This window comes from Skermanella pratensis, from assembly GCF_008843145.1.
Classification (GTDB): Bacteria; Pseudomonadota; Alphaproteobacteria; order Azospirillales; family Azospirillaceae; genus Skermanella; species Skermanella pratensis.
In genome coordinates this window covers 2,804,707-2,828,509 of record NZ_CP030265.1, presented here as the reverse complement: position 1 = coordinate 2,828,509, position 23,803 = coordinate 2,804,707, and the positions used below count along the sequence as shown (strand labels likewise).

Genomic DNA, 23,803 nt, shown 5'->3' with positions numbered 1-23,803 from the left:
CGCCAGTCAGTCGAACCGGACCAGCGCCACGGTCACGTTGTCCCGGCCGCCATGGGCGTTCGCCTCCGCGATCAGACGGCGGCAGGCCTCCTCCGGCGCCAGCGGCTCGATCAGTATGTCGATGATCGTGTCGTCGGGAACCATGCCGTTCAGGCCGTCGGAACACAGCAGGAAAGTGTCGCCCGCCCGGGTCTCCTGGATGGAGACATCGGCCTCGGCGTCGTCCGCGACGCCCAGCGCCCGCATGATGATGTTGCGGTTCGGCGGGGCGCCGGACCTTCCCGCATCGACCCACGCCTGATACAGGCTGTGGTCATGGGTGATCTGGTCCAGCCGCCCGCCGCGCAGCCGGTACAGCCGGCTGTCGCCGACATGGAAGACGATGGCCGGGGACAAGCCCGACGGCAGCCAGAAACCGACGATCGTCGTGCCCATCCCGCGGTTGTCCGGCAGGCCGCGCTCGTGGTTCAGGCCGACGATCCGCTGGTTCGCCCGGTGGACCGCGGTGCGGACGATCTCGATCGATCCCTCGGTTCCGGTCCGATCGAGGCGGTCCGGCACCGGTTCGTATTCAAGGATGAAGTCGTTCACCGCTTCGATCGCGGTCCGGCTGGCGATGTCGCCGCCGACATGGCCGCCCATGCCGTCCGCCACGAGCACGAGGCCGAGGTCCGGATCGATCTGGAACGAGTCCTCGTTCTGGGAGCGGACGCGGCCGACATCCGTGAGGCCGGCATATCGAACTGAGCGGGGAGTGATGCCTGTCATTCAAGAAATCATCCTGATCGGGGTCCAGCGCCCTTCGCGAGGCAGCCCGGTCCACCCTGAGTTAATGTCATTCCCGTCCAAGCGACTCAAGATAAATATAAAATTGGCTGTAACGGTGCTCCGTTGGGGTGGAACCGTCCAGGGACTCTCGGACGAGGGCGCCCTCCCGGACGAAGCCATGGACGAAACCCGCAACAAATGGTACATCGATTGGCACAGTACCCGCCACGACATACGCGCGCGGCCGCAAATTTCCTCTTGGTTGCAAGCGGGGCACGGGATGGCGACGGCATGGCGGCAGGGAGTTTGTCCATGAGCACTGATCTGAACTTCGACCAGAACGGGAAGTCCGGCGGCGACGCCTTCGGGCATGCCCAATCCGGCTCGGCCGGGATCGGCGGCGCGGGGTCGGGTTCGGGATTGGCCGGCGGCGCATTCGGTGCCTCCTTCGGCCAGGCCGACGCCTTCGGGTCCGGGGGCGACGCTTATTCCTCCTCCGCCGCGGGCGGCGCGCTGGGCGGATCGGCCGCCGACAATACCGCCATCGGTTCCATCGACATCAGCTTCTGACCGGTCGGCGACGACCATGCGGGGATGCCTGGAATGACTGCGAAGATCGCCCTGTTCGCCAACCAAGACAGCGCCCAGATCGCCGAGATCGCCGCCGAGGTGACTGCGCTGGGCGCCGAGCCGGTCGTCATGGACATCCAGATCGGGCGGCCGGGCAAGCCGACGGTCGGGATCGGGGCGCCGGGTTCCGCCGCTGCATCGCGCTGGGGCGACGTGGATTTCGGCGATATCCGGGCCGTCCATATCCGCTGCACGGCGCCGCGCACCCTGCCCGTCCTGCCACCGGTGCTGAACGAGGCGACCTATTCCGAGTACCGCGTGTCCTACATCCAGGAACAGGCGCTGAACGCGGCGACCTACGGCTTCTTCGAGCATCTTCACATGACGGGGCGACTGGTGATCAACCGGCTGACCTCCGCCTATGTCGACCACAACAGCAAGGGCCAGTTTTACGAGAAGCTGCGCGCCGCCGGCTTCCGAGCGCCGCGGTCGCTCAGCACGAGCTGCCCGGACGAGGCGGCGCGCTTCCTGGACGAGGTCGGGGAGGCGGTGGTCAAGCCCGCCATCGGCGTCGGTTCCACCCGCAGCGTCACGGCCGAGGATCGCGCGCGGCTGGACGAGCTGCTGCTGTGCCCGGCGCTGTTCCAGCATCGCGTGCCCGGCTCCACCATCCGCATCCACATCGTCGGAGACCGGGTCGTGCTGCCGCTCCGCATCCTGGCCGACGGCGTCGACTCGCGGACCGCGACCCGCGGCTTCGAGCCGGTGACCCTGGACCCGGCGGAGGAGGCCGCCATCGTCCGGGCCAACCAAGCCCTGGGTCTGCACTACGCCGCCTGGGATGCCATCCTGGATGACGACGGCAAGCTGACATATCTCGACTGCAATCCCGGCCCGTTCGTCATGTGGCTGCCGCCCGAGCACCGCCACACCGTGTTCGGCGCCCTCGCCCGCTATCTCGTCGCGTTCGCCCGGACCGGCACGCTGGAGGCGGCGGCTTAGGTAAGTCACGCGGCGCGGAGTGCGATAGGTCGGCCTTCGCCCGCAAGAGCGAACGCCGACGCGTTGCACCGAAGCTCCGGCCATGGTGTCGGCGTCGGCCTTCAGCCGAGTCCGACCTGCGATGCACCGACTGAAATCACTGTGCCGGACCGCTAGCCTCACTCCTCCTTCTGGAAGAACCGGGAGGCCGGGGCGAACAGGATCTCGATCAGGCGCTTCTCCCCAGTCTTGATCTCCGCGGTACCCTCCAGGCCGATTTCCAGGGTCTTGGTCACGCCGTTCAGCCCGGTCACCGTCTCGCGTTCCAGCGCCACCTTGACCTGGTACATGGACTGCCCGCCTGGCTGACTGTCCGGCTTGGCCGCGATGTCCGCGACGATGCCGTTCTGAACGCCGTAATCGTCACCTGGATAAGCGAAATACTTGATCTGCACCCGCTGGCCGCGCCTGATCCGGCCGATGTCGCGGTTCTTGATCAGCACATGGGCTTCCAGCGGCGCCGTGTTCCGCACCATGGTGAACATCGGCATGCCCGGATTGATGATCGTGCCGCGCTGGACATGGACCGCCGTGACCACGCCGTCCACGACGCTGCTGTAGAGCGCCTTCTCCCCGTCGTAGCGGACGCCCGGAACCAGCGTGCGGGACTCCAGCAGGCGGTTGGTCAACTCGTCGATACGGTCGCGGATCAGTGCCTGGTCGCGCTGCCTGGCGCTCTTCAGGTTCTCGATCTCGTTCTCCAGCCGGGACTGGGAGAAGGTCTGCGCCATCTGGACCCGCTCGCCCCGCGCCGTCTCCAGCGCCAGCCTGACGTTCTGTATGTCGGATTCCGCGTTCACCTGGGCGCGCTGAAGGTCGCTGACCCGGGTCTGGGCGCGCTGAAGCTCGACCTGCGGAATGTCGCGCATGGCATAGAGCTGCTGCCGGACACCCAGGTCCTGCCGGGCGTTCGCCAAGTCCTCGTCGATGCCCTGGCGGTTCCGCTGCATGATCTGGAGCTGGATCTCGATCTGGCGGATGCGGTTGTCGATCGCCCCCTGCTCGGTGGCGCGGCGCCGCTCCAGGTTCAGCCGGTCCAATTCCAGCTGTCCCAGGCGGAAATCGTACTCCTTGGCCGCTTCCCGCTCCTGCTGCTGCAGGTCGGCGATCTGGCGCTGCATCGCCTCCTACTCGGGCGTGGTCGCCGCCCGGATCTTTTCCTGGATCGTGGCGAGCGGGTCGCCGGCGAACACCGCCGCGTTCTCGCCGGCCTCCACCGCCTCCACCAAGCCGCCGCCGACCGCCTGGATCACCATGGCCTGACGCTGGAGCATCAGCGGCGCCTCCACCATCGTGTCCTTCGACGCGAAGAAGGAATAGATCAGCATTCCCAGAAGCGTGAAGAACAGAATATAGACCGGGGCGCGGAACAGCGGGTTGGGCGAGGAGAACAGCAGCGTCGCGGCCTTCAGCGGATGCCGGTCCTCGTCCCGCGACCGCGTGGCCGGACGCTTGCCGGCCGGTTTCGGCGGTGCCCGCTTCCTGGCGGGTTTCGAGGCCTTCGCCGGTGCCACGGAACGGCCCCGATCCCGGTTGCCCATGTCAGGCCGGCGCGACGCAGACCTGATGGCGCAGCCACTCCTCGAAGATGTGGTCCTTGATCTGCTTCGTCAGGGCGTCGTTCAGCTTGGTCACGGTCCGCGAATAGACCTTGTAGATGGTCCACAGTCCGTTTTCGGAGAACGGGCCGATGATCTCGTTCTCGTCGCAGGCGAATGCGCGCTCGTCCACCTCGGTCGGCAGCATGCCGCGCTTCAGGTTGCCAATGTAGCCGCCGCTCAGCTTCGTGTTGTCGTCGACCGAGTAGAGCCGCGCCAGCTCGACGAAATCCGCCTGCCGGGCGCCGACCGCCGCCAGGGCGCGCTCCGCGTCGGCCCGGGTGCGGCAGGCGATCCGCGCGATCGAGACCGACGTGAAGCGGGCGCTGTTCTGGCGGTAGTGGTTCTGAACCAGGTCCTTGGTCACCACAAGATCGCGCAGCCGCTCGCGCCGCATGTCGGCCGCCAGGGTATCCAGCCACTGCTCCCGCGTCAGGCCGAAATGCTTGAGATAGGAGGCGAAGGCGTTCTCGTCCCACAGCGCCAGCATCGTCTTGCGGCCATGGACCCGCTCCTCGATCTCGGCGTCGGTCAGGCTGACGCCATGTTCCTCCAGCTTGTACTCGACCACCCGCCGCTCGATGATTTCATAGATCGCGGTACGGAAGGTTCCCTTGGCCTTGAGGTGAAGAATCACGTCGGCAACCGTGATCGGATCGCCTTTGACGGTGGTTACCGCAGTGCCAAGTTCCATGTTCCACCAGAAGAATGATTTTCTTGGACGTCCTCGAAGCGCATCCAGATGTTTTTAGCTCAAATTAGTTACTTCATTGTGACCGGATCGGCGGATCATCCCGCACCCCGGAAGGTTGAAGCACCCACGAGCCAGTCGTCGCAGCCAGTCAGCGAAGGTCCCGGATGTTCCAGAACTTGCCATCACTTCCCCGTCGGCCCTTTTTTGCCGCCGCCCTGACGGCCGCTTGGCTGCTGGCCGGCTCGCCGGCCCCTGCCCAGGAAATGCCGCCGCCCCCGCCCGAGGAAACGGAGCAGGCCACAGCTCCGGTCCCCGGCCCGGCATCGACCCCCGCTCCCGCCCGCAGGGAGATGACGCTCGACCTGCCCGGCCGCCGGCTCGACTATACCGCCACGGCGGAGATGATGCCGATCGTCAACGGCCGGGGCGAGACGACCGCCAGCATCTTCGTCGCCTCCTATACCGCGCTGGATGCGGACCGTGCCACCCGCCCGGTGACCTTCCTGTTCAACGGCGGCCCCGGCGCCGCCTCGGCCTTCCTGCATCTGGGCGTCGTCGGGCCCAAGGTGCTTGTGACCAATCCCGACGGCACCCTGACCCGCCCGCCGGCCCGCCTTCAGGACAACCCGGAAAGCTGGCTGGACTTCACCGACCTTGTGTTTGTCGATCCCGTCGGCACCGGCTTCTCCCGCGCCACCGGCAAGGAGGACGACGCCGAGAAGCGTTTCCTGGGCGTCCAGGGCGACGTCTCCAGCATGTCGGAGATCGTCAGGCTCTGGCTGACCCGCAATGCCCGCTGGGCGTCGCCCATATACCTGGCCGGCGAAAGCTACGGTGGCTTCCGGGCCGTCCTGATGGCCCGCCAGCTCCAGCGCGACTATGGGATCGCCCTGAACGGGCTGGTGCTGGTCTCCCCGGCGCTGGAGTTCTCGCTGCTGCGCGGCGGCGACTTCGACCTGCTCGGCTGGGCGATGACCCTGCCCTCCATGGCGGCCTCGGCCCAGGCGCTCGGCCGGGGCGACGGGACACCCCTGGAGGAGGTGGAACGCTTCGCGCTGGACGGCTATCTCGTCGGTCTCGCCTCGATGCGCGAACCCGGAAGCGAAGAGGCCAAGGCCTTCCACGCCCATGTCGCCCGCCTGACCGGCCTGCCGGCCCAGGTGGTGGAGCGGTTCCGCGCCAAGCTGCCGATCCAGCTCTTCGCCAAGGAGATGCCGCAGGAGCCGGGGCGGGTGGTCAGCCTCTACGACGGCACGATCCGGACGCCGGACCCCAGCCCGGAACGCCAGTCCGTCGGGTCCGACCCATTCCTGGATGCTCTGATCGCGCCCTACTCCGCCGTGTTCAACGACTATGTGCGAACCGAACTGGGATTCGAGACCGAAACCCCCTACCGCCTGCTGAACCGCCGCGTCTCGGGCGAGTGGAACTGGGACCTCGGCCGTCAGGGCTATGTCGGCGCGACCGATGAGCTTCAGGAGGCGCTGGCGGTCAATCCCGACATGCATGTGCTGGTGACCCACGGGATCGCCGACCTGGTCACGCCCTACCTGGCGTCGCGCTGGCTGATCGACCAGCTCCGCCTGCCGCCCGAGGTCAAGGAGAACCTTGCGGTCAAGACCTACCAGGGCGGCCACATGATGTATATGCGGCCCGACGAACGACGCCTGATGAACGGGGACGTGGGCCGCTTCTACGAGAACTCGGGCGGGAACCGGCGATGATCGCCCGCCTGGCCGCCGCGGTCCTGCTGGCGTCGTCCCTCCACTCCGCCCCGGCCGCCGACCTCGACACCCTGCGGAGCGTCCGCTGGGGCATGAGCCCGGCCGAGCTTTCGGACGCCCTGGGCCGATCCGCGAACACCCTGCCCGGCCGTTGGGACTTCGGGCGCTACTATTCGGAAACCACCGTCGAGCATGTCGAGGTCGGCGGAATCCCGTTCCGCGCCTTTCTCCAGATCGACCGGAAAACCGGCGGCCTCGGCCAGATCCTGCTGGAGAGGCGCGGCCGGCAGGCGACGCCGATGGTGTTCGACGACATCGTCCAGGTGCTGACCGACCGTTTCGGCGAACCGGAACAGACGGCGCGGGAAGGCGATATCGCGGTCCCGGCATCCCTCCGGATCGTCTGGCGCCTGCCCGACTTCACCATCAACGCCAGCTTCTTCGACTTCCGCACCACCGGCATCGTGTCGGAGAACCCGAACGTGGACAGGGACCCGCTGACGCCCTTCTCCGAACGCCAGCGGAACAACCCGCGGTTCCTGCCCCGCCGGGCCCTGATCCGCTTCAACCCGCCCGGGGGCTGAAGCGGCGGCGGGCCGTCACTTGCCCGAGTAGGCCTCGACCTTCTGGACCTGCTCGCCCAGACCTTCGACGCCCAGGCGCATGGTGTTGCCCGGCTTCAGCCACACCTGCGGCTTCTGCCCCATGCCGACGCCCGGCGGCGTGCCGGTCGAGATGATGTCGCCCGGCAGCAGGGTCATGAACTGGCTGCAGTAATGCACCAGGTGCCGCACGCCGTAGACCATGGTCTCGGTCGTGCCGTCCTGGAACCGCTTGCCGTCGATCTCCAGCCACAGCTTCAGCTTCTGCGGGTCGGGGACCTCGTCCCGGGTGACCATCCAGGGGCCGATCGGGCCGAAGGTGTCGGCGCTCTTGCCCTTCACCCACTGGCCGGACCGCTCGATCTGGAAAGCCCGCTCGGACACGTCGTTGACCACGCAGTAGCCCGCCACATAATCCAGCGCGTCGGCTTCCTCGACATACTGGGCCTTCTTGCCGATCACGATGCCCAGCTCGACTTCCCAATCCGGCTTGGTGCTGTTCTTGGGAATGATCACGGTGTCGTTCGGGCCGCAAATGGCCGACGGCGCCTTCATGAACATCACCGGTTCCGGGGGAACCGGCAGGTTGGATTCCGCGGCGTGGTCGGCATAGTTCAGGCCGATGCACAGGAACTTCGACACGTTGCCGACGCACGGGCCGATGCGGGGATCGCCCTCCACCAGCGGCAGCGTCGCCGGGTCGATCGCGCGCAGGCGATCGAGCGAGGCATCGTCCAGCGTCGCCGGCCCGATGTCGTCGATCACGCCGGACAGGTCGCGGATGCGCCCTTCGGCGTCCAGGATACCGGGCTTCTCCGCTCCGGGCGGGCCATAGCGCAACAGCTTCATGGTGTCTGGTTCTCCACTTCTTTTCTGGTCCAGGATTTCACATTACCGCGCCGATCTGCCACGGCACGAACTCGTTGTCTCCGAAGCCCTGGGCCTCGCTCTTGGTCGGCGTACCCGACGCCACTTCCAGAATTTTCCGGAAGATCTTCTCACCAGCCTGCTCGACCGTCTCCAACCCGTCGGCGACGGTCCCGCAGTTGATGTCCATGTCCTCTTCCATGTGCTCGTACATGGTCGTGTTGGTCGCCAGCTTGATGCAAGGCGCCGGCTTGAACCCAGACACCGAGCCGCGCCCGGTCGTGAAGCACACGACGTTCGCTCCGCCCGCGACCTGGCCGGTCGCCGACGCCGGATCGTAGCCGGGCGTGTCCATGAAAACGAAGCCCTTGGCCGTGATCGGCTCGGCGTATTTGTAGACCTCCACCAGGTTGGTGGTGCCGCCCTTGGCGGTCGCCCCCAGCGACTTCTCCAGGATGGTGGTCAGCCCGCCGGCCTTGTTGCCGGGTGAAGGATTGTTGTTCATCTCGCCGCCGTTGCGGGCGGTATATCCCTCCCACCAGCGGATGCGTTCGACCAGCTTCTCGCCGACCTTGCGGCTGACCGCGCGGCGGGTCAGCAGGTGCTCGGCGCCGTAGATCTCCGGCGTCTCGCTCAGCACCGCGGTGCCGCCGTGGCGCACCAGGATATCGACCGCCGCCCCCAGCGCCGGGTTGGCCGAAATCCCAGAATAGCCGTCGGACCCGCCGCACTGCAAGGCGACCAGCAACTCGCTGGCCGGCTGCGGCGTGCGGGTGAATTCGTTCGCCAGCGGCAGCATCTCCATCACGCGCTGCCGGCAGAATTCGATGGTCCGCCGCGTACCGCCCAGGCCCTGGATGTTCATGGTCTGGAACATCGGCCCGCGCTCGATGCCGTATGCTTCCAGCAGGAAGTCGATCTGGTTGACCTCGCACCCGAGCCCGACCAGCAGCACGCCGGCGAAGTTGGGGTTGCGCGCATAGCCCCACAGCGTCCGCTGAAGGTTCGCATAGCCCTCCCCGCTGTCGGCCATGCCGCAGCCGGTGGAATGGGTGATCGCGACCACGCCGTCCACGTTGGGGAAGGCGTCGAGCGCGCCGGGCTTCTCGAACTCCGCCGCGATGTAGCGCGACACGGTGGCCGAGCAGTTCACGCTGGACAGCACGCCGATATAGTTGCGCGTGCCGACCTTGCCGTTGGCCCGCTTGACGCCCATGAAGGTCGCCCGCTCCGCCTCCGGCACGTAGTCGACCGGCTTGACGTCGGCGCCGAACGCGTAGTCGCGCGCGAAGTCGTGCATCTCGACGTTATGGACATGGACATGGTCGCCGGGGGCGATGTCCACCGTCGCGAAGCCGATGATCTGGTTGTACTTGCGGATCGGCTCGCCGGCCGCGATCGGCTGGATCGCGACCTTGTGCCCGCGCGGCACCTGCCCCTGGCACACCACGTCGCCGACGCCGATCGGCGCGCCCGGCAGCATGTTGACCCGCGCCACCACAACATTGTCCGCGGCGCTCAGACGGATCGTCAGCGGCTGTACATCGGACATTCCCGTTCCCTCCTGATCCATTTCCCCCGGAGGGCTTTGCAGTCGCCTCCGTTGATCTCTCTTGCTTACCTTATATGGTCGACAAGCACCGCGACCAAAGCCTCGCACCCGGCCCTGTCTTCCTCGTCGAACCGTCCCGGCACCGGGCTGTCCAGGTCCAGCACCCCGATCACCCGGCCGTCCACCGCGATCGGCACCACCAGCTCCGACCGCGAGGCCGCGTCGCAGGCGATGTGTCCGGGGAAAGCATGGACATCGGGCACCACTTGGCTGACGCCCTGCTCGGCCGCCGTGCCGCAGACCCCCTTGCCGACCGGAATCCGGATGCAGGCCGGCTTCCCCTGGAACGGCCCCAGCACCAGCCCGCCGTCCTTCATGAAATAGAAACCGGCCCAGTTGAGTTCCGGCAGCCCGTGATAGATCACGGCCGCCATGTTGGCGGCGTTGGCGATCAGGTCCGTCTCGCCCGCCATCAGCCCGGCAAGCTGGGACTTGAGATCCCCATAGATCTCCGCCTTCGGCAGATCGGCCGCGGGAGGCAGGAAGGTTTCGGCCGGCATCGCGATGTCCCCAGGCGCTTCGGTTTCCCGTCTAATCTGGACCAGGACGGACTGGTATGTCCAGTCGCGCCGGTTCATGGGCGGCATGCGCAGGAGGTGGACGATTTGCCTCTTCGGACCGGAGGGTGGATGCGTTATCACATGCGTGCGCCTGCAGCCTTCCCGCGGGCTCCTCCATGTCCCGACGCCTCCGTCTCCAGATCGCACCGGGCCGGCTGACAGGAGGTCAAGGTATCCTTCCCAGGCACCAGCCGATAAAATCCACCATAAGGGACACTACATAACCAGGAATCACACGGAAGCGGGAAGCTTGATGAGGACTCTCTACGTCGATACCGAAACCAGCGGGGTCAGGAACGGCCCCGCGGGCCTCGTGGAAATCGCGGTAATCGACCAGGACGGCACCGTCCTGATCGACCAGCTGGTCAACCCGATGCACCCGATCGCGCCGTTCTGCACCCAGATCCACGGCATTACCGACGAGATGGTCGCCCAAGCCCCCACCTGGGACGATATCCGCCCCGAGCTGACCCGCATCCTGGAGGGTGCCCGCTTCGTCGCCCACAACGCGCAGTTCGATTTGACCGTGGTCGGCGAAGCCGCGGCCGGCATCGCGGAGAGCACCTGCACGGTCAGTCTCTGCCGCGCCAAGCTGGGATACGCGCTCAAGCTGTCGCTCGCAGCCGAACGGGCCGGCCACGTGGCCGCCGGGCCGTGGCACCGGGCGGCGGCCGATGCGCTGGCCTGCCGCACCGTGCATGGCTGGCTGGAGACCCTGCCCGACCTGACGGCGGAGGAGCGGCGCGCCGTCCGCGCCGGGATCAATCGGGAGAAGGCCGCGCTCAAGGCGGCGCGCAAGGCGATCGACCCCCGCCTCCAGAAGGTCAGCCGCGACCGTTGCCCCGAGCCGCTGCGGCGTGGCCAGCCCTGGACTCCGGAACAGGACGAACGACTGCTCCGGATGTGGCGGGAGGGCGCCACGGTGCTGGACATCCTGGAACTGTTCCTGCGGACCCCGGTGTCGATCTTCGCCCGACTCGTCCACCTCGGTGTGATCGAGGCGATCCACAACCCCTACGGCACCCGCCTCCACGAACCCTGAACGGCCCCGGCCCTCAGACCTCGGCCATCCGCGCCAGGATGGCGGCGTGGGAGCGCATGCCGTTTCGGTAGCATTTCAGCTCGAACTTCTCGTTCGGCGAATGGATAAGGTCGTCCTCCAGGCCGAAGCCGACCAGGATGCTGTCGAACCCCAGGATACGCTGGATGTAGCCGACGACCGGGATCGACCCGCCCGACCCGATCAGCACCGGCGGCTTGCCGTAGATATCGGCCAGCCCCGCCATGGCTTTCCGCATCAGCGGCTGCTCCGCCGGAACCTTGATCGCGGGCGAGTTGCCGAAGGTTTTGATCTCCCACCGGCAATCGGCCGGGGTCCGGGCGTCCAGGAACTCCCTGATGCCCGCCAGGATTCTTTTCGGGTCCTGCCCCGCGACCAGCCGGCAGCTGAACTTGGCCGAGGCGTGGGCCGGGATCACCGTCTTTGATCCCGCCCCGGTGTAGCCGCCCCATATGCCGTTGATGTCGCAGGTCGGCCGCGCCCAGACCCGCTCCAGCGTGCTCCAGCCTTCCTCGCCGCGGGGAGTCTTCAGGCCGACTCCTGCCAGGAAACCCGCCTCTTCGAAGCCGAGGCCGCGCCACTGCTCCCGCTCCGCCTCTGTCAGCGGAACCACGTCGTCGTAGAATCCGGGGAACTGCACGCGCCCGGCTTCGTCGTGGATCTGCCCCAGGATTCGCACCAGGGCGTTGTTGGGGTTCAGCACGGCGCCGCCATACATGCCGGAATGCAGGTCATGGCTCGGCCCGTGCAGCGTCACCTCCAGGTAGAGCATGCCACGCAGCATGTAGGTGATCGCCGGCGTCTCGATGTTCCAGCTGTTGGTGTCTGTCACCACGCAGACATCGGCGTCCAGCTCCGCCTTGTTCGCCTCCAGGAAGGGGACGAGGTTGGGGCTGCCGGTCTCCTCCTCGCCCTCCAGCAGGACGGTGATCCGCGCCGGCATCGTCCCATGGACGGCATGCCACGCGCGGAACGCCTCGATGAAGGTCATCACCTGGCCCTTGTCGTCCACGGCACCCCGCGCGACCACCCGCTTGCCGTGCCTGGCGTCCACGACGGTCGGCTCGAACGGCGGGCTGTTCCACAGTTCCAGCGGCTCGGGCGGCTGCACGTCGTAGTGGCCGTAATAGAGCAGGTGAGGCCCGGTGGCGTTCTCCGGGCCGGGATGGTGCGCCACCACCATCGGGTGGCCGGGCGTGTCGCGCAAACTCGCCTCGAAGCCCATGCCGGTCAGCTGGCCGGCCAGCCATTGGGCCGCCTGCCGCGTCTCGCCCGCATAGGCCGGGTCCGTGCTGACGCTGCGGATGCGCAGCAGATCGCAGAGCCGGCCCACGGCGGCGTCGAAGTCATGGTCGAGATGGTCCAGCACGGGAGCGACGGAAAGCATGGGATGGGTCCGGTTCTGCGGGACGCCTGGTCGGCAAGACTGGGCGGAACGCCTGGGAAGGTCCTTTACCAAAGCAGATGCCGCCGCGCGCGGCAATACGCGACATGGCGGGGCGCCCCGGCTCCCGCTATCGTCAGGCCGTCAAGTCAGCGGTCCCGGCGGGTTGTGGACCGGCGGCACCGGGATCGGGGCCGGCGGTTCGTCGATCGGCGGCGGCGCGTCGGGATCGGCCGGGTTGTCCGGTTCGGGCTGGCCCGGCGTCGGCGGGATCGGTCCGGTCAGGCGGTACTCCCGCAGGTCATCCATCATCGCTCGCATGGCAAATCCTCCGCGTTGAAGGTCTCTCCTTCATAACACGCCGGGATGCCGGCCGTTCCGGACCTCATATCTTGACGAGGTCGCTCAGCACCTCGTTGAGGAACCGCCTGATCGTATCGTTAACGAACTCGATGTCCTTGGCAACCACGCCGCTCGCCATGTGACCCTGGTCCGACTCGATCTCGACCAGGACGGCCCTCGGAATGTGCTTCGCGGCGAACCGGGCGTCCGCCGCCGGGTGCAGCAGGTCGCGGGTTCCGGGCATCAGCAGCGCCCGCGCCTGGATCCTGCGGAACGCCGCCGCATAGTCGCCGCCGGCGGCGATGTCGTGCAGGTCCTCGGCCCGGGTCTGATAGATGAAGTCGTTGGCATCCCACGCCTTGGCCGTCTCGGCGGTGCGGGCGTCCAGCCACTCGATCACCGCGCCGTTATCCTCGAATTGGCGGTCCAGGCCGTCCCAGTGCCGGGTCCAGACCTCCAGGGCCGCCGCCGCGGCGCGCAGCCCTTGCGTCGGCTGATCGACATAGTCGCCGCCCGCCCAGGTGGCGTCGGCCATGATCGCCTGCCGCTGGCTCTCCCAGATGGCGGTGACCCAGGGCGAGGTGCGGCCCATGGACACGATCGGCACGATCGCCGCCATGGTATCAGGATAGCTGACGGCCCACTGGTACGCCTGCATGCCGCCCATGGACAGGCCGACGACCGCCAGCAGCCGCTCCAGTCCGAGCCCTTCGGTCACCAGCCGGTGCTGGGCGGCGACCATGTCTCGGATCGAGAACTGGGGAAACGAGATGCCGGGCTGGGTCCCGCTGTTGCTGGGCGAGATCGCGCGGCCGTTGCCCAGCGTGTCCGCCGCGATGATGAAGAGCTTTTCCGGGTCCAGCGCCTTGCCCGGCCCGATCAGGAAATCGTGCCGGTGATGGGTCGCCATCAGCGCCGGGAGCACCAGGACGGCGTTGCTGCCCTGCTCGTTCAGCGTCCCGTGGGTTACATATGTCAGGAAACCGTTCTCGATGACCTGTCCGTTCTCCAGCTGGAAATCGCCCAGCTCGAAGCGCCGGTGCGGCGCATCGCCGTCGTGATCGGCGAGCGCCGGCGCCGCTCCCATCGCAATGGCGACGCAGGCGGCCCGCGCCCGGCTGATCCATTCGTTCATACCGCTGTCCTCCCCCGGCTCTTCCGGGGATTGAACATGCGGAGCGCCCTTCGTGCAAGGTTGACCTTCGCCGCCGAACGGGCCAGCTTTCTTCCGCAGCCCCAACCGAAAGCCGTCCGGACCGATGACCACCGACATCACGACGCCCCTGCTTCCCTACCGCATCACCATCTGCGGCCTCAACGAATTGGCGGGCCACGCCCGGAGCGGCTTCACCCACGTGGTGTCGATACTGGACCCGGAGCGGGCCGACCCGGAGGACTTCACGGCCTATTTGCCGCACCGGCGCGTCCTCTGGCGTTTCGACGACACCCTCCAGGTCGGGCCGGGGATGACCGTTCCCTGCGAGCGGGACGTGCGCAAGATCCTGTCGCTGGGCGAGGAACTGGTGGCCGAGAAGGCCGACCAGCTCCTGATCCATTGCCACGCCGGAGTCTCCCGCTCGACCGCGACCGCCGTGATCCTGATGGCCCAGAACAACCCCGGCCGGGAGCCCGAGATCTTCCAGGAGCTCTCCCGCGTCCGTCCGCGAAGCTGGCCCAACAGCCTGATGGTCGGAATCGCCGACGACCTGCTCGGCCGGGGCGGCGCGCTGGTCCGGGAACTGAAGGGCCACCACGCCCGGGTGGCGGCATCCCACCCCGACCTGGCCTCTCTGATCCGCTTGCACGGCCGCGCCCACGAGGTGCCGGAGGCGTAGGTCCGGTCAGACGCCCAGGTAACGGTGGCGGATCTCGGGCTTGGCGGCCAGCTCGGGCGAGGTGCCGGACCACACCACCCTGCCCTTTTCGATCACGTAATGGCGGTCGGCCAGCCGGAGCATCGGTTCGATGTTCTTGTCGATCAGAAGGATCGATTGCCCGGCCGCCTTCAGCCGGTCCAGGCAGTGCCAGATCTCCTGCCGGATCAGGGGCGCAAGCCCCGCCGTCGCCTCGTCCAGGATCATCAGGCGCGGGTTGGTCATCAGCGCCCGCCCGATCGCCAGCATCTGCTGCTCGCCGCCGGAAAGCTGGTTGCCCATGTTCCCGCCGCGCTCCCGCAGCCGGGGGAACAGCTCGTGGATGCCTCCCAGGTCCCAGGGGCCGGGCCGCGCCGTCGCGACCAGGTTCTCCCGCACCGTCAGGTTGGCGAAGATCTGCCGACCCTCGGGCACCAGCCCGAGCCCGGCCTGCGCCACCCGGAACGACGGCAGGCCGGAGATCACCGACCCGTCGAAGCTGACGGTCCCCGCCCGCGGCGGCGTCAGGCCCATGACCGACCGGACCGTCGTGGTCTTGCCCATGCCGTTCCGACCCAGCAGGGTCACCACCTCGCCGGTGCCGACCTCTAGCGACAGGCCGAACAGGACCTGGCTGGTGCCGTAGAAGGTTTCGATGCTCTCGACCCTCAGCATCGCTCAGCCGTCCTCCTCGCCCAGGTAGGCCCGGCGGACCTCGGGATCGGAGCGGATCTCGTCCGGCGTGCCGGTCGCGATCACGGCGCCATGGACCAGCACCGTGATCCAGTCCGCCAGGGCGAAGACCGCGTCCATGTCATGCTCGATCAGCAGGATGGTGTAACGCCGCTTCAGTCCTCGCAGAAGCTCCACCATCAGGGCGCCCTCGGCCGGCCCCATGCCGGCCATGGGCTCGTCCAGCAGAAGCATGCGCGGCCCGGTCGCCAGCGCCATGGCGATCTCCAGCTGCCGCTGCTCGCCGTGCGACAGCAGCTCGGCCGGGACGCCGGCGCGCGCACCCAGCCCGACCAGGTCCAGCGCCCCGCGCGCCGGGCCGTTCAGCGCCTCATCCCGGGAGGCCCGGCGCCAGAACCGGAAGCTGTGCCCGGCATGGGCCTGGACCGCCAGGGCCACGTTCTGCAAGGCGGTGAACTGCGGGAACACGCTGGTGATCTGGAACGACCGCGCCAGCCCGGCGGCGGCCCGGCGCTGCACCGGCAGCCGGGTCACGTCGCGTCCGTCGAACAGGATGGAGCCCTCGTCCGGCTTCATCTCGCCCGCCAGTTGGGCGATCAGGGTCGTTTTGCCGGCCCCGTTGGGGCCGATCACCGCATGAAGCTCGCCCGCCCGAATGGAGAGGGAAACGTGGTCGGTCGCGACCAGCCCGCCGAAGCGCTTGCAGAGGTCCCGGGTCTCCAGCATCCCCTAGCGCTCCTCCCGGTCAGGCCCGGCGATCACGCCCCAGATGCCGCGCCGGGCGAACACCACGACGAACAGAAGGATCGGGCCGAGGAAGATCTGCCAATGCTCGGTCAAGTCGGCCAGCCATTCCTCCAGCAGCAGAAAGGCCGCGGCGCCCAGGACCGGCCCGAATAGCGACCCCATGCCGCCCAGCACGACCATCACGATCAGCTCGCCCGACCGCTGCCACGACATGTAGGCCGGCCCGACGAACTCGGCGGCGTTCGCCAGCAGCGCGCCGGACAGTCCGGCGGCGGCGCCCGAGATCACGAACGCCGTCAGCTTGTACCGATAAGGCGGGAAGCCCAGCGCCTTCATACGCCGCTCGTTGACCTTGGCCCCCCGCACCGCCATGCCGAACCGGCTGCCGACCAGCCTCCGGCACAGCACCAGGAAGGCCGCCAGGATCGCGAGGCAGACATAATAGAACGTTGTCCGGTCGAACAGGTCGACGGCGGGCACCAGCTCGCTCTTGGTATAGAGGGCGATGCCGTCCTCCCCGCCATATTTCCGCAGGCCGATCGCCAGGTAGAACAGCATCTGGGCGAAAGCCAGCGTGATCATGATGAAGGAGATGCCGGACGTCCGCAGGCTGACCGCCCCGATCACCAGGGCGAACAGCCCGCCCATCAGCGCCGCCAGCGGCCAGACGACGAAGGCGTTCTCCGTCCCCTCGATCACGGCCGGCCAGGTGACCACCGGCGAGGCGTCGAACACGTGCCACGACAGGATGCCCACCGTGTAGGCCCCGACCCCTACGAACGCCGCATGGCCGAAACTGACCATCCCGCCATAGCCCAGGATCAGGTCCAGGCTGACCGCGGCCAGCCCGAAGATCAGGATGCGGGTGAACAGGGTGACGTAGAAGCCCTTGCCCATGGCGTCCGCCAGCGGCGGCAATGCCAGCAGGAAGGCGAGGCCGATCAGGACCGCCCAGGTTTCGCGCTTGTTGAAGTCAGGCATGGGCCGGGAACAGCCCCCGGGGCTTCCAGGCCAGCACGGCGGCCATCAGGATATAGATGGTCATCGACGCCAGCGACGCGCCCATGCCGTCCGCCTGGGACGGCGGCATCACGGCGCGGAGCAGCGTCGGCAGCAGCGCCCGGGCCATGGTGTCCACCATGCCGACCAGCAGGGCTCCGACCAGGGCGCCCCGCACGGATCCCAGCCCGCCGATCACGATCACCACGAAGGTCAGGATCAGCACGCTCTCGCCCATGCCGACCTGAACCGCCAGGATCGGTCCCGCCATTGCGCCGGCCAGGGCGGCCAGTGCGGCACCCAGGCCGAACACCAGGGTATAAAGCCGCTTAACGTCGACGCCCAGCGCCCCCAGCATCTCCCGGTTGGACGCGCCGGCGCGGATCAGCATGCCGGTCCGGGTCCGGGTGATCAGCAGGTACAGGAAGCAGGCGACCGCCAGCCCGACGCCGATGATCGCCAGACGGAACGCGGGATAGGGCACGCCGGGAATGATCTCGACCGTTCCGCCCAGCCATGCCGGCGGGCTCAGGAAGATCGCCTGCGGCCCCCAGACGATCCGCACCAGTTCGTTGAAGAACAGGATCAGGCCGAAGGTAGCGAGCACCTGGTCCAGGTGCTCGCGCCGGTAAAGGGTCCGCAGAGCCACCATCTCGACCGCCATGCCGACCAGGGCCGCCAGCGGCAGGGCGACCAGCACGCCCAGGACGAAGCTGTCGAGCAGCGGCGCGAAGGTCGCCGTCAGGTAGGCGCCGATCATGTAGAACGAGCCGTGCGCCAGGTTGATCATGTCCATGATGCCGAAGACGAGCGTCAGCCCGGCCGCCATCAGGAACAGCATCACGCCCAGTTGAAGCCCGTTCAGCCCCTGCTCGACCAGCAGAAGCGTGTTCACATCCTGCACTCAGCCGCGTAGGGATCGGCATGGTCCTCGAACACGGTGCCGCGGATCACGTTGGTCAGCCGGCCCTTGTCGTCCTTGACCACCTCGCGCAGGTAATAGTCCTGGATCGGGAAGTGGTTGGCGTTGAACTTGAAGTCGCCCCGGATCGACTTGAACTCGGCCGCCTTCAGCGCCGCCCGAAGGGCGTCCTTGTCCTCGAGCTTTCCGCCGGTCTTGCGCACCGCGCTGTCCAGCAGCAGGGCCGTGTCGTAGGCCTGCGCCGCATAGACCGACGGCAGCCGGTCGTAGGCCGCCTCGAAGCCCTGGACGAACTTCCGGTTCTGCGGGTTGTCGATGTCGCCGCTCCACTGCGCCGTGTTCATGACGCCGAGCGCTGCGTCGCCGATCGCCGGCAGCGAATCCTCGCTGAAGCTGAAGCCCGGACCGAACAACGGGACCTTCCCCTTCAGCCCGGCCTGCTCGAACTGCTTGACGAAGTTGATTCCCATCCCGCCGGGATAGAAGATATAGACGCCGTCCGGCGCCGCCGCGCGAAGCTGCGCCAGCTCGGCCGCGTAGTCGAGCTGGCCGACCGCGGTGTAGACCTCGCCCGCGACCTCGCCCTTGAAGAAGCGCTTGACCCCGGTCAGCGCGTCCTTGCCCGCCGGATAGTTCGGCGCCATCAGGTAGGCGCGCTTGATGCCCTGGGACTGCATGTGCTGCCCCATCGCCTCATGCTGCCCGTCGTTCTGGTAGGCGACGCCGAAGAAGAACGGGTTGCATTGCTTGCCCGCCAGCTGCGACGGGCCGGCGTTCGGGCTCAGGAAGAAGACCTCCGCCCGTTCCAGGCTTGGCATCAGGGCGAGGGCCAGGTTGGACCATATGATGCCGGTCACGACATCGACGTCGTCGCGCTCCACCATGCGGTCGGCGAGTTGCTTGGCGATATCGGGCTTCTGCTGGTCGTCCCCCTCGATCACCGTCGCCTTCAGGCCCCGAGCGTGCCGCCCAGGTCCTTCAGCGCCAGCGCGAAGCCGTCGCGCACGTCGATGCCGAGGCCGCTGCCGGGACCCGACAGCGTGGTGATCATGCCGACCTTCACTTCACCGGTCTGGGCGGAAAGGGGCGCCGAAAAACAGGCGAAGCCTGCCGCAAGGATGGCGGCGACGCCGCGGGATACGGATCTCATCAAAAAGGGACTCCCTGTCCGGTCTTCTTCGTTGCCGCAGCTTAGCGGCGTTTTTTGCCGGTATCCCGCTGAATCTTCAAGCGGATCCTTTCAGCATCTTCTCCACCTCCCGCCACAGCGGCCCGTCGGGGTCGGCCAGATCGTCGAGGATGGTGAAGTGGTTGCGTCCCGCCACCTCCAGGGCCTCGGCCGGCGACTCCTCGACCCGCAGCGCGTCGGCATAGTCCCGCGACTGCCGGCGGAATTCGGCGCTTTCCAGTCCGCCCACCGCGGCGAGCACAGGGATCGGCACCGGCGGCGGGCGGCGGATCGGGCTCTCGTTCAGGATGTCGTCGCCGGTAAGCTGGATGGTCGGCTGGAGCCACGACCAGCGCAGCGGCTCCAGGTCGAACAGCCCGCTGATCGGCAGCGCCCCCTTGATCAAGTCGGCCGGCAACCCGTAGTCGCGCACCCAGTTGGTCGCCAGGAGCCGGCCGACCAAGTGCCCGCCGGCCGAATGTCCCGACACCACGATGTTGCCCCGGTTGCCGCCGAACTCGGCCGCGTTGTGCCAGACCCAGGCCAGCGCGCCGCGGACCTGCCGGGTGATCTCCGGGATCCTGACCCTCGGGCAGAGGTCGTAGTTGACCACCACGGTCGCCACACCCCGCCCCCGCCCGGAGTCGGCTATGAAGCTGAAATCGTCGGCATTGAACGCCCGCCAGTAGCCGCCATGGACGAAGACATGGATCGGCGCGTTCGGCACGTCGGCGGGAAAGACATGGAGATATTCCGCCAGCGTCGGCCCGAAGGAGCGCCGCAGCCGGTTCGGGCACGCCTCCCGGGTCGCGGCACTCCGATCGGTCCAGGCCGCCACCACCCGGTCGACGTCCGAGACTATGAGTCGGGGATTGTACTCGCGGTCGATCTCGTCCTGGGTGGTCAGGTGACGGTACATCCGGCTCCTCCTCTGCGTCTCCCGCCCGGCGTCTGCCGCGCTTTTGGGCACTCTCCCGGTGCAGGGCGGCAATTGCAAGGAGAGCCGTCAAAAAGCGTGGCGCAGACCTAATGTAATATGACTAAAGTTCGTGGCGGACGGCATCACGTCATCTCTCAACGAACCAGACCCCAGCATGACGGAGCGGCACGATGAACAGGACTCCCCTTGAGCGAATCGAGCATCTGGAACTGCTCCAGTCCGAAGCCCTGAAGATCCTCGCGGCCTTCGAGAATCTGGTGCTGATCCAGGACCCGCCGCAGGCTGTCACCGAGCGGCTGGTGAACCTGACCCGCGAGCAGGTCGAGGCGATCGGCGAAGCCCTCCAGCTCGCCCGTTCGACCCTGGCCGACGCGGGCTGATCCGGCGGGCCGGGGCCATTCCGCATTCCGGGACGGCCCCGGCTCACCCCGGACGGAGGATCCTGCCATCGACGTGCCCGACGACAGCCTGCCGCGCGACATCAGGGGGTATCACCGGCGCAGCAAGCATGCGCCGCAACGCTACGCGCTCGGACCGGCCTTCCTGGACTGGGAGTCGCAGCCGAACCCTTTCCGCCGCTTCGACGGCGCCCGTCAGTTGGACCTTCCGCTCGGGCTGGATCGGCCGACGCCACCGTTCGGCCGTTGGGAGTGCGCGGCGCCTCGGCGCCTCGACGCCGGATCGCTCGGACTGTTCCTGGAACTGGCCCTGGGGCTGAGCGCCTGGAAGGCGTTGGACGGCGCTCGGTGGGCGGTCCGCAACAATCCGTCCAGCGGCAATCTGCATCCGACCGAAGGGTATGTCGTCCTCCCGCCCCTTCCCGGCATCGGCGAGGCACCCGCCCTTTACCACTACGCGGCAGCGGCCCACGCGCTGGAGGAGCGCTGCGTGCTCGACGCTACGCCTAAGCTGCCGCCCGGCGGATTCATGGTCGGGCTTTCCTCGGTCGCCTGGCGCGAGGCTTGGAAATACGGCGAGCGGGCTTTCCGCTACTGCCAGCACGATGTCGGGCACGCGATCGGATCGTTCGCCTACGCCGCCGCCTGCCTGGGCTGGCGGCTGACCGTCCTGGCCGAGCCGGGAGATGCCGAGGTCGCGGACTGGCTCGGCCTGCACCGTGAGGAATCCTGCCACCGGTTCGAACGCGAACACCCCGACCTGCTGGCCTTGGTCCATCCCGGGCCTTGCGCCACGACGATGCCGGAGCATCCCGGTGGAGCCTGGTTCGGCCGGGCCAATCGCCTGAGCGCCGACCACGATCCCTGGCCGGCGGTCGACCTCGCCCTGCACTTCACGGCCAAGCCGGCCGGCGATGCTCCAAAGCCCCCGCCGGCCCGTCCAGCACCGTCGGGTGCGGTGTCGGACGAGCCGGCGGGGGCCATCATCAGGCGCCGGCGCAGCGTGATGCGCATGGATGCTTCGAGGATCCTTCCACGGGACGCCTTCGGCGCCATGCTCGCCGCAACCCTGCCCGACGCGGGGCATGTTCCCTGGGGCGGCTTCCCCTGGCCGGCGCGGATCGCGCTCTTCCTGTTCGTCCACCGGGTCGAGGGAATGGAGCGCGGGCTTTACGCACTGGTCCGGGACCCGGACTCGTTTCTGGCCTTGAAAGCGGCATGCGACGGCGACTTCCTCTGGCAGCCGGTGGCGGAACCGGGTGGCCTGCCGCTCTTCCTGCTCGCGCCAGGCGATCTGGAGAAACGCGCATCGCAGCTGAGCTGCCTTCAAGCCATCGCCGGCAAGGGCGCCTTCAGCCTCGGCATGGTGGCCGAGTTCGCGCGGACCTTGGACCAGGAGGGCCCCTGGGCCTATCGGCGCCTGTTCTGGGAAGCCGGGCTGATCGGCCAGGTCCTGTACCTGGAAGCGAGCGCCGCGGGGGTCTCGGGCACCGGGATCGGCTGCTTCTTCGACGACTCGGTCCACGAAACCCTGGGCATCGACGGCGAGGCGATGGCGTGGCAGAGCCTCTATCACTTCACCGTCGGCACCGCGATCGACGATCCCCGCATCGCCACCGAACCGGCATACGGCCACCTCGGCGGGTGACGGCGGTCAGGCCTCCGCCCAGAGGCGCATCAGGTTGGCCGTGCTCTTGGAGATCAGGTCGAACTCCGCCGTCTTGCCGTGTTGCCGGAAGATCGCGCGGCGGGCGGTGTCCAGGTCGAACAGGATCTCCCGCTTCCCGGAATCGCGCACCAGGCTCTGCGCCCAGCCGACCGCGGCAATTCGCGCGCCGCGCGTGACCGGCTCGACCCGGTGCAGCGCGCCGGACGGGTAGAGGATCATCGAGCCGGCGTCGAGCTTGTACGCCTGCTCGCCGCCGGTCCCCTCCATCACCAGCTCCCCGCCGTCATAGGTCGCGGGATCGCCGAGGAACAGCGTGAAGGAGATGTCGGTGCGGATGCCGCCCATCATGGCGTCGTCCACATGGGTCCCGTACTCCATGCCGGCGGAGTAGCGGCTGACCATGACCGGCCGGACCGCCTTGGGCCGTGCCGCGATCTGGAACAGCGGATGCCCCTCGATCGCCGCGTTGATGCGGCGGATCAGGTCGGCGTGGGCCGCGTCGGCCGGCGAGAGCTGTTCGTTGGCCTTGACCAGCTTCGCGTGCCAACCGGCGGTCCGCACGCCGTCGACGAAGCGCGCGTCCTCCAACTGCCGGACGATCCCTGCCAACTGGTCGGGCGGCAGAACCTGTGCGATGCAAAGTATCATGAAGGGTTCATCTTCAAGGTTTTCCGCCGCCCGACGCCGGCCGCTCAGCGCAGCCGGGCCGAGGCGAACTCGATGCCGGAGACTTCCGATGCGTTCTTGGCCGCCTTGCGCTGGGGGACCACCGAAGGCCATGCCTGGAGCAGCGTGTTCATCTCCTGCCGCAGCATGTTCGCGGCGTCGGCGTCCTTGGCAGTCAAGGCGGGGGTCAGCAGTTCGACCGACGCGTTGGCGACGCGGGCGAAGCCGAGCGAATCCTGGTATTCCACCGGGTTGGCGATCACCTCGCCCTCGAAAGCCGCCGCGTACTCGTCCGCCGCGGTACGCAGCACGCCGATCACGATCGGCAGGGCAAAGGCGGGGTCGGCCTGCTTGGCGGCCGGGACGGCGGCCGTGGCGTCGGTCAGCCGGGTCAGGACCACTTCGGTCTGGGCCTGGACCTCCGACACGGAGGCTTTCCGCTTGACCATCCCGGACAGCTTGTCGAGATCGGCCTTGAACGGCGAGACGCTCTTCTCCTTGATCACCCCTTCCAGCTCGCCGTACAGTTCCTCGACCGGATGCAGGAAGTGCGGCAGCGCGTCGTCGGGGCGGTCCTTGGCATACAGCTCGTTGCCGACATTGAGGTGGCCCCGGATCATGGCGATGTTCGCCAGGTAGGCCTGATCGGCGTCCAGCCCGGCGAGCGCGTCGGAGCCGGCCTCGCCGCCTTCCCCGCCCTCACCCCCTTCGCCGCCGTGGCCATGAGTGGCCTGGGCGATCTGCACGCCGTGCTTGCCGTGTTGTTCGGCCTTGGAAGATTCCGCCCAGGCGGCGGCGCCGATGCTGCTGGCCAGCACATAGGTGCCCAGCCCAACCCAGATCTTGACCTTCGAACCAGCCATCGTTCCGATGCCTTCCCTGTATCCGCGAATGAGAGCTATTCGCAAAGCATCAGAACATAGGGC

The 23,803-nt window shown here is 67.8% G+C and carries 27 protein-coding genes; 8 read left to right on the top strand and 19 right to left on the bottom strand.

The window, feature by feature from the left end; translation table 11 throughout:
* Positions 1 to 6 precede the first annotated feature (6 nt).
* A complete protein-coding gene (locus DPR14_RS28230) occupies positions 7 to 642 on the bottom strand; it encodes a PP2C family protein-serine/threonine phosphatase (protein ID WP_484592833.1) in 636 nt (211 codons plus the stop codon).
* Between the two features lie 438 nt (positions 643 to 1,080).
* Between DPR14_RS28230 and DPR14_RS12815 the strand changes: the two genes are divergently transcribed.
* Both DPR14_RS12815 and DPR14_RS12810 read left to right on the top strand, forming a co-directional pair.
* Complete coding sequence (locus DPR14_RS12815; protein ID WP_158045489.1) at positions 1,081 to 1,338, top strand: hypothetical protein; 258 nt, start codon at positions 1,081 to 1,083, stop codon at positions 1,336 to 1,338.
* 33 nt (positions 1,339 to 1,371) lie between these two features.
* Positions 1,372 to 2,340, top strand: a complete 969-nt coding sequence (locus DPR14_RS12810) for an ATP-grasp domain-containing protein (RefSeq protein ID WP_192499456.1) — start codon at positions 1,372 to 1,374, stop codon at positions 2,338 to 2,340.
* Between the two features lie 158 nt (positions 2,341 to 2,498).
* On the opposite strand, the gene DPR14_RS12805 is transcribed toward DPR14_RS12810, so the two are convergent.
* Genes DPR14_RS12805 through DPR14_RS12795 form a run of 3 tightly spaced genes read right to left on the bottom strand, consistent with a single transcriptional unit; the run spans position 2,499 to position 4,671 of the window.
* Positions 2,499 to 3,500, bottom strand: coding sequence for an HlyD family secretion protein (locus tag DPR14_RS12805; protein ID WP_158045487.1), 1,002 nt, complete (start codon positions 3,498 to 3,500; stop codon positions 2,499 to 2,501).
* Positions 3,501 to 3,506: 6 nt separating this feature from the next.
* Positions 3,507 to 3,893, bottom strand: a complete 387-nt coding sequence (locus tag DPR14_RS12800; RefSeq protein ID WP_158045486.1) for a hypothetical protein — start codon at positions 3,891 to 3,893, stop codon at positions 3,507 to 3,509.
* A gap of 28 nt (positions 3,894 to 3,921) precedes the next feature.
* Positions 3,922 to 4,671, bottom strand: a complete 750-nt coding sequence (locus DPR14_RS12795) for a peptidylprolyl isomerase (protein WP_158045485.1) — start codon at positions 4,669 to 4,671, stop codon at positions 3,922 to 3,924.
* Positions 4,672 to 4,847: 176 nt separating this feature from the next.
* Here DPR14_RS12795 and DPR14_RS12790 point away from each other — a divergent pair, with 176 nt between their 5' ends.
* Positions 4,848 to 6,395, top strand: coding sequence for a S10 family peptidase (locus tag DPR14_RS12790; protein WP_192499455.1), 1,548 nt, complete (start codon positions 4,848 to 4,850; stop codon positions 6,393 to 6,395).
* Entirely contained in the window at positions 6,392 to 6,979 is a 588-nt protein-coding gene (locus DPR14_RS12785; protein WP_158045483.1) for a hypothetical protein, read from the top strand. The genes DPR14_RS12790 and DPR14_RS12785 overlap by 4 nt, the downstream gene beginning before the upstream one ends.
* Before the next feature lie 15 nt (positions 6,980 to 6,994).
* On the opposite strand, the gene DPR14_RS12780 is transcribed toward DPR14_RS12785, so the two are convergent.
* The 3 genes from DPR14_RS12780 to DPR14_RS12770 all read right to left on the bottom strand — a co-directional run bounded on the left by DPR14_RS12780 (position 6,995) and on the right by DPR14_RS12770 (position 10,054).
* Positions 6,995 to 7,846, bottom strand: coding sequence for an ureidoglycolate lyase (locus DPR14_RS12780; protein WP_158045482.1), 852 nt, complete (start codon positions 7,844 to 7,846; stop codon positions 6,995 to 6,997).
* A gap of 37 nt (positions 7,847 to 7,883) precedes the next feature.
* The gene (locus DPR14_RS12775) at positions 7,884 to 9,416 is read right to left on the bottom strand and encodes a UxaA family hydrolase (RefSeq protein WP_192499454.1); all 1,533 of its coding nucleotides are present in this window, start codon (positions 9,414 to 9,416) and stop codon (positions 7,884 to 7,886) included.
* Between the two features lie 65 nt (positions 9,417 to 9,481).
* Positions 9,482 to 10,054, bottom strand: a complete 573-nt coding sequence (locus DPR14_RS12770) for a GAF domain-containing protein (protein WP_425501032.1) — start codon at positions 10,052 to 10,054, stop codon at positions 9,482 to 9,484.
* Between the two features lie 235 nt (positions 10,055 to 10,289).
* Between DPR14_RS12770 and DPR14_RS12765 the strand changes: the two genes are divergently transcribed.
* On the top strand, positions 10,290 to 11,078 hold the full coding sequence (locus DPR14_RS12765) for a 3'-5' exonuclease (protein WP_192499453.1): 789 nt from the start codon (positions 10,290 to 10,292) through the stop codon (positions 11,076 to 11,078).
* Positions 11,079 to 11,091: 13 nt separating this feature from the next.
* On the opposite strand, the gene DPR14_RS12760 is transcribed toward DPR14_RS12765, so the two are convergent.
* The 3 genes from DPR14_RS12760 to DPR14_RS12750 all read right to left on the bottom strand — a co-directional run bounded on the left by DPR14_RS12760 (position 11,092) and on the right by DPR14_RS12750 (position 13,957).
* The gene (locus DPR14_RS12760; protein ID WP_158045479.1) at positions 11,092 to 12,483 is read right to left on the bottom strand and encodes a dipeptidase; all 1,392 of its coding nucleotides are present in this window, start codon (positions 12,481 to 12,483) and stop codon (positions 11,092 to 11,094) included.
* Between the two features lie 141 nt (positions 12,484 to 12,624).
* Positions 12,625 to 12,801, bottom strand: a complete 177-nt coding sequence (locus DPR14_RS27410; RefSeq protein WP_192499452.1) for a hypothetical protein — start codon at positions 12,799 to 12,801, stop codon at positions 12,625 to 12,627.
* 64 nt (positions 12,802 to 12,865) lie between these two features.
* A complete protein-coding gene (locus DPR14_RS12750) occupies positions 12,866 to 13,957 on the bottom strand; it encodes an alpha/beta fold hydrolase (RefSeq protein WP_192499451.1) in 1,092 nt (363 codons plus the stop codon).
* A 124-nt stretch (positions 13,958 to 14,081) separates the two neighbouring features.
* On the opposite strand from DPR14_RS12750, the gene DPR14_RS12745 reads away from it, so the two are divergent.
* A complete protein-coding gene (locus DPR14_RS12745) occupies positions 14,082 to 14,657 on the top strand; it encodes a tyrosine phosphatase family protein (RefSeq protein WP_158045477.1) in 576 nt (191 codons plus the stop codon).
* Between the two features lie 6 nt (positions 14,658 to 14,663).
* On the opposite strand, the gene DPR14_RS12740 is transcribed toward DPR14_RS12745, so the two are convergent.
* The 7 genes from DPR14_RS12740 to DPR14_RS12715 form a co-directional block, all read right to left on the bottom strand.
* Positions 14,664 to 15,350 (bottom strand): ABC transporter ATP-binding protein, encoded by a 687-nt coding sequence (locus DPR14_RS12740; protein WP_158045476.1) that lies wholly within the window; start codon positions 15,348 to 15,350, stop codon positions 14,664 to 14,666.
* Between the two features lie 3 nt (positions 15,351 to 15,353).
* Positions 15,354 to 16,094 carry an ABC transporter ATP-binding protein gene (locus DPR14_RS12735; protein WP_158045475.1) on the bottom strand — a complete coding sequence of 247 codons (741 nt, stop codon included), beginning with the start codon at positions 16,092 to 16,094 and terminating at the stop codon, positions 15,354 to 15,356.
* Positions 16,095 to 16,097: 3 nt separating this feature from the next.
* Positions 16,098 to 17,096 (bottom strand): branched-chain amino acid ABC transporter permease, encoded by a 999-nt coding sequence (locus tag DPR14_RS12730; RefSeq protein ID WP_158045474.1) that lies wholly within the window; start codon positions 17,094 to 17,096, stop codon positions 16,098 to 16,100.
* Positions 17,089 to 18,009 (bottom strand): branched-chain amino acid ABC transporter permease, encoded by a 921-nt coding sequence (locus tag DPR14_RS12725; protein WP_158045473.1) that lies wholly within the window; start codon positions 18,007 to 18,009, stop codon positions 17,089 to 17,091. The genes DPR14_RS12730 and DPR14_RS12725 overlap by 8 nt, the downstream gene beginning before the upstream one ends.
* The gene (locus tag DPR14_RS12720) at positions 18,006 to 18,977 is read right to left on the bottom strand and encodes an ABC transporter substrate-binding protein (RefSeq protein WP_246149261.1); all 972 of its coding nucleotides are present in this window, start codon (positions 18,975 to 18,977) and stop codon (positions 18,006 to 18,008) included. The genes DPR14_RS12725 and DPR14_RS12720 overlap by 4 nt, the downstream gene beginning before the upstream one ends.
* 8 nt (positions 18,978 to 18,985) lie before the next feature.
* Positions 18,986 to 19,186, bottom strand: a complete 201-nt coding sequence (locus tag DPR14_RS28225) for a hypothetical protein (RefSeq protein WP_246149259.1) — start codon at positions 19,184 to 19,186, stop codon at positions 18,986 to 18,988.
* Positions 19,187 to 19,262: 76 nt separating this feature from the next.
* Positions 19,263 to 20,123, bottom strand: a complete 861-nt coding sequence (locus DPR14_RS12715; protein WP_158045472.1) for an alpha/beta hydrolase — start codon at positions 20,121 to 20,123, stop codon at positions 19,263 to 19,265.
* 191 nt (positions 20,124 to 20,314) lie between these two features.
* Here DPR14_RS12715 and DPR14_RS12710 point away from each other — a divergent pair, with 191 nt between their 5' ends.
* Entirely contained in the window at positions 20,315 to 20,524 is a 210-nt protein-coding gene (locus DPR14_RS12710) for a hypothetical protein (protein WP_158045471.1), read from the top strand.
* A gap of 73 nt (positions 20,525 to 20,597) precedes the next feature.
* Positions 20,598 to 22,190, top strand: coding sequence for a SagB/ThcOx family dehydrogenase (locus tag DPR14_RS12705; protein WP_246149257.1), 1,593 nt, complete (start codon positions 20,598 to 20,600; stop codon positions 22,188 to 22,190).
* 6 nt (positions 22,191 to 22,196) lie between these two features.
* Here DPR14_RS12705 and DPR14_RS12700 read toward each other — a convergent pair whose 3' ends face one another.
* Both DPR14_RS12700 and DPR14_RS12695 read right to left on the bottom strand, forming a co-directional pair.
* A complete protein-coding gene (locus tag DPR14_RS12700) occupies positions 22,197 to 22,859 on the bottom strand; it encodes a Fe2+-dependent dioxygenase (protein ID WP_158045469.1) in 663 nt (220 codons plus the stop codon).
* A 44-nt stretch (positions 22,860 to 22,903) separates the two neighbouring features.
* Positions 22,904 to 23,740 (bottom strand): hypothetical protein, encoded by an 837-nt coding sequence (locus DPR14_RS12695; protein WP_158045468.1) that lies wholly within the window; start codon positions 23,738 to 23,740, stop codon positions 22,904 to 22,906.
* Positions 23,741 to 23,803 lie beyond the last annotated feature (63 nt).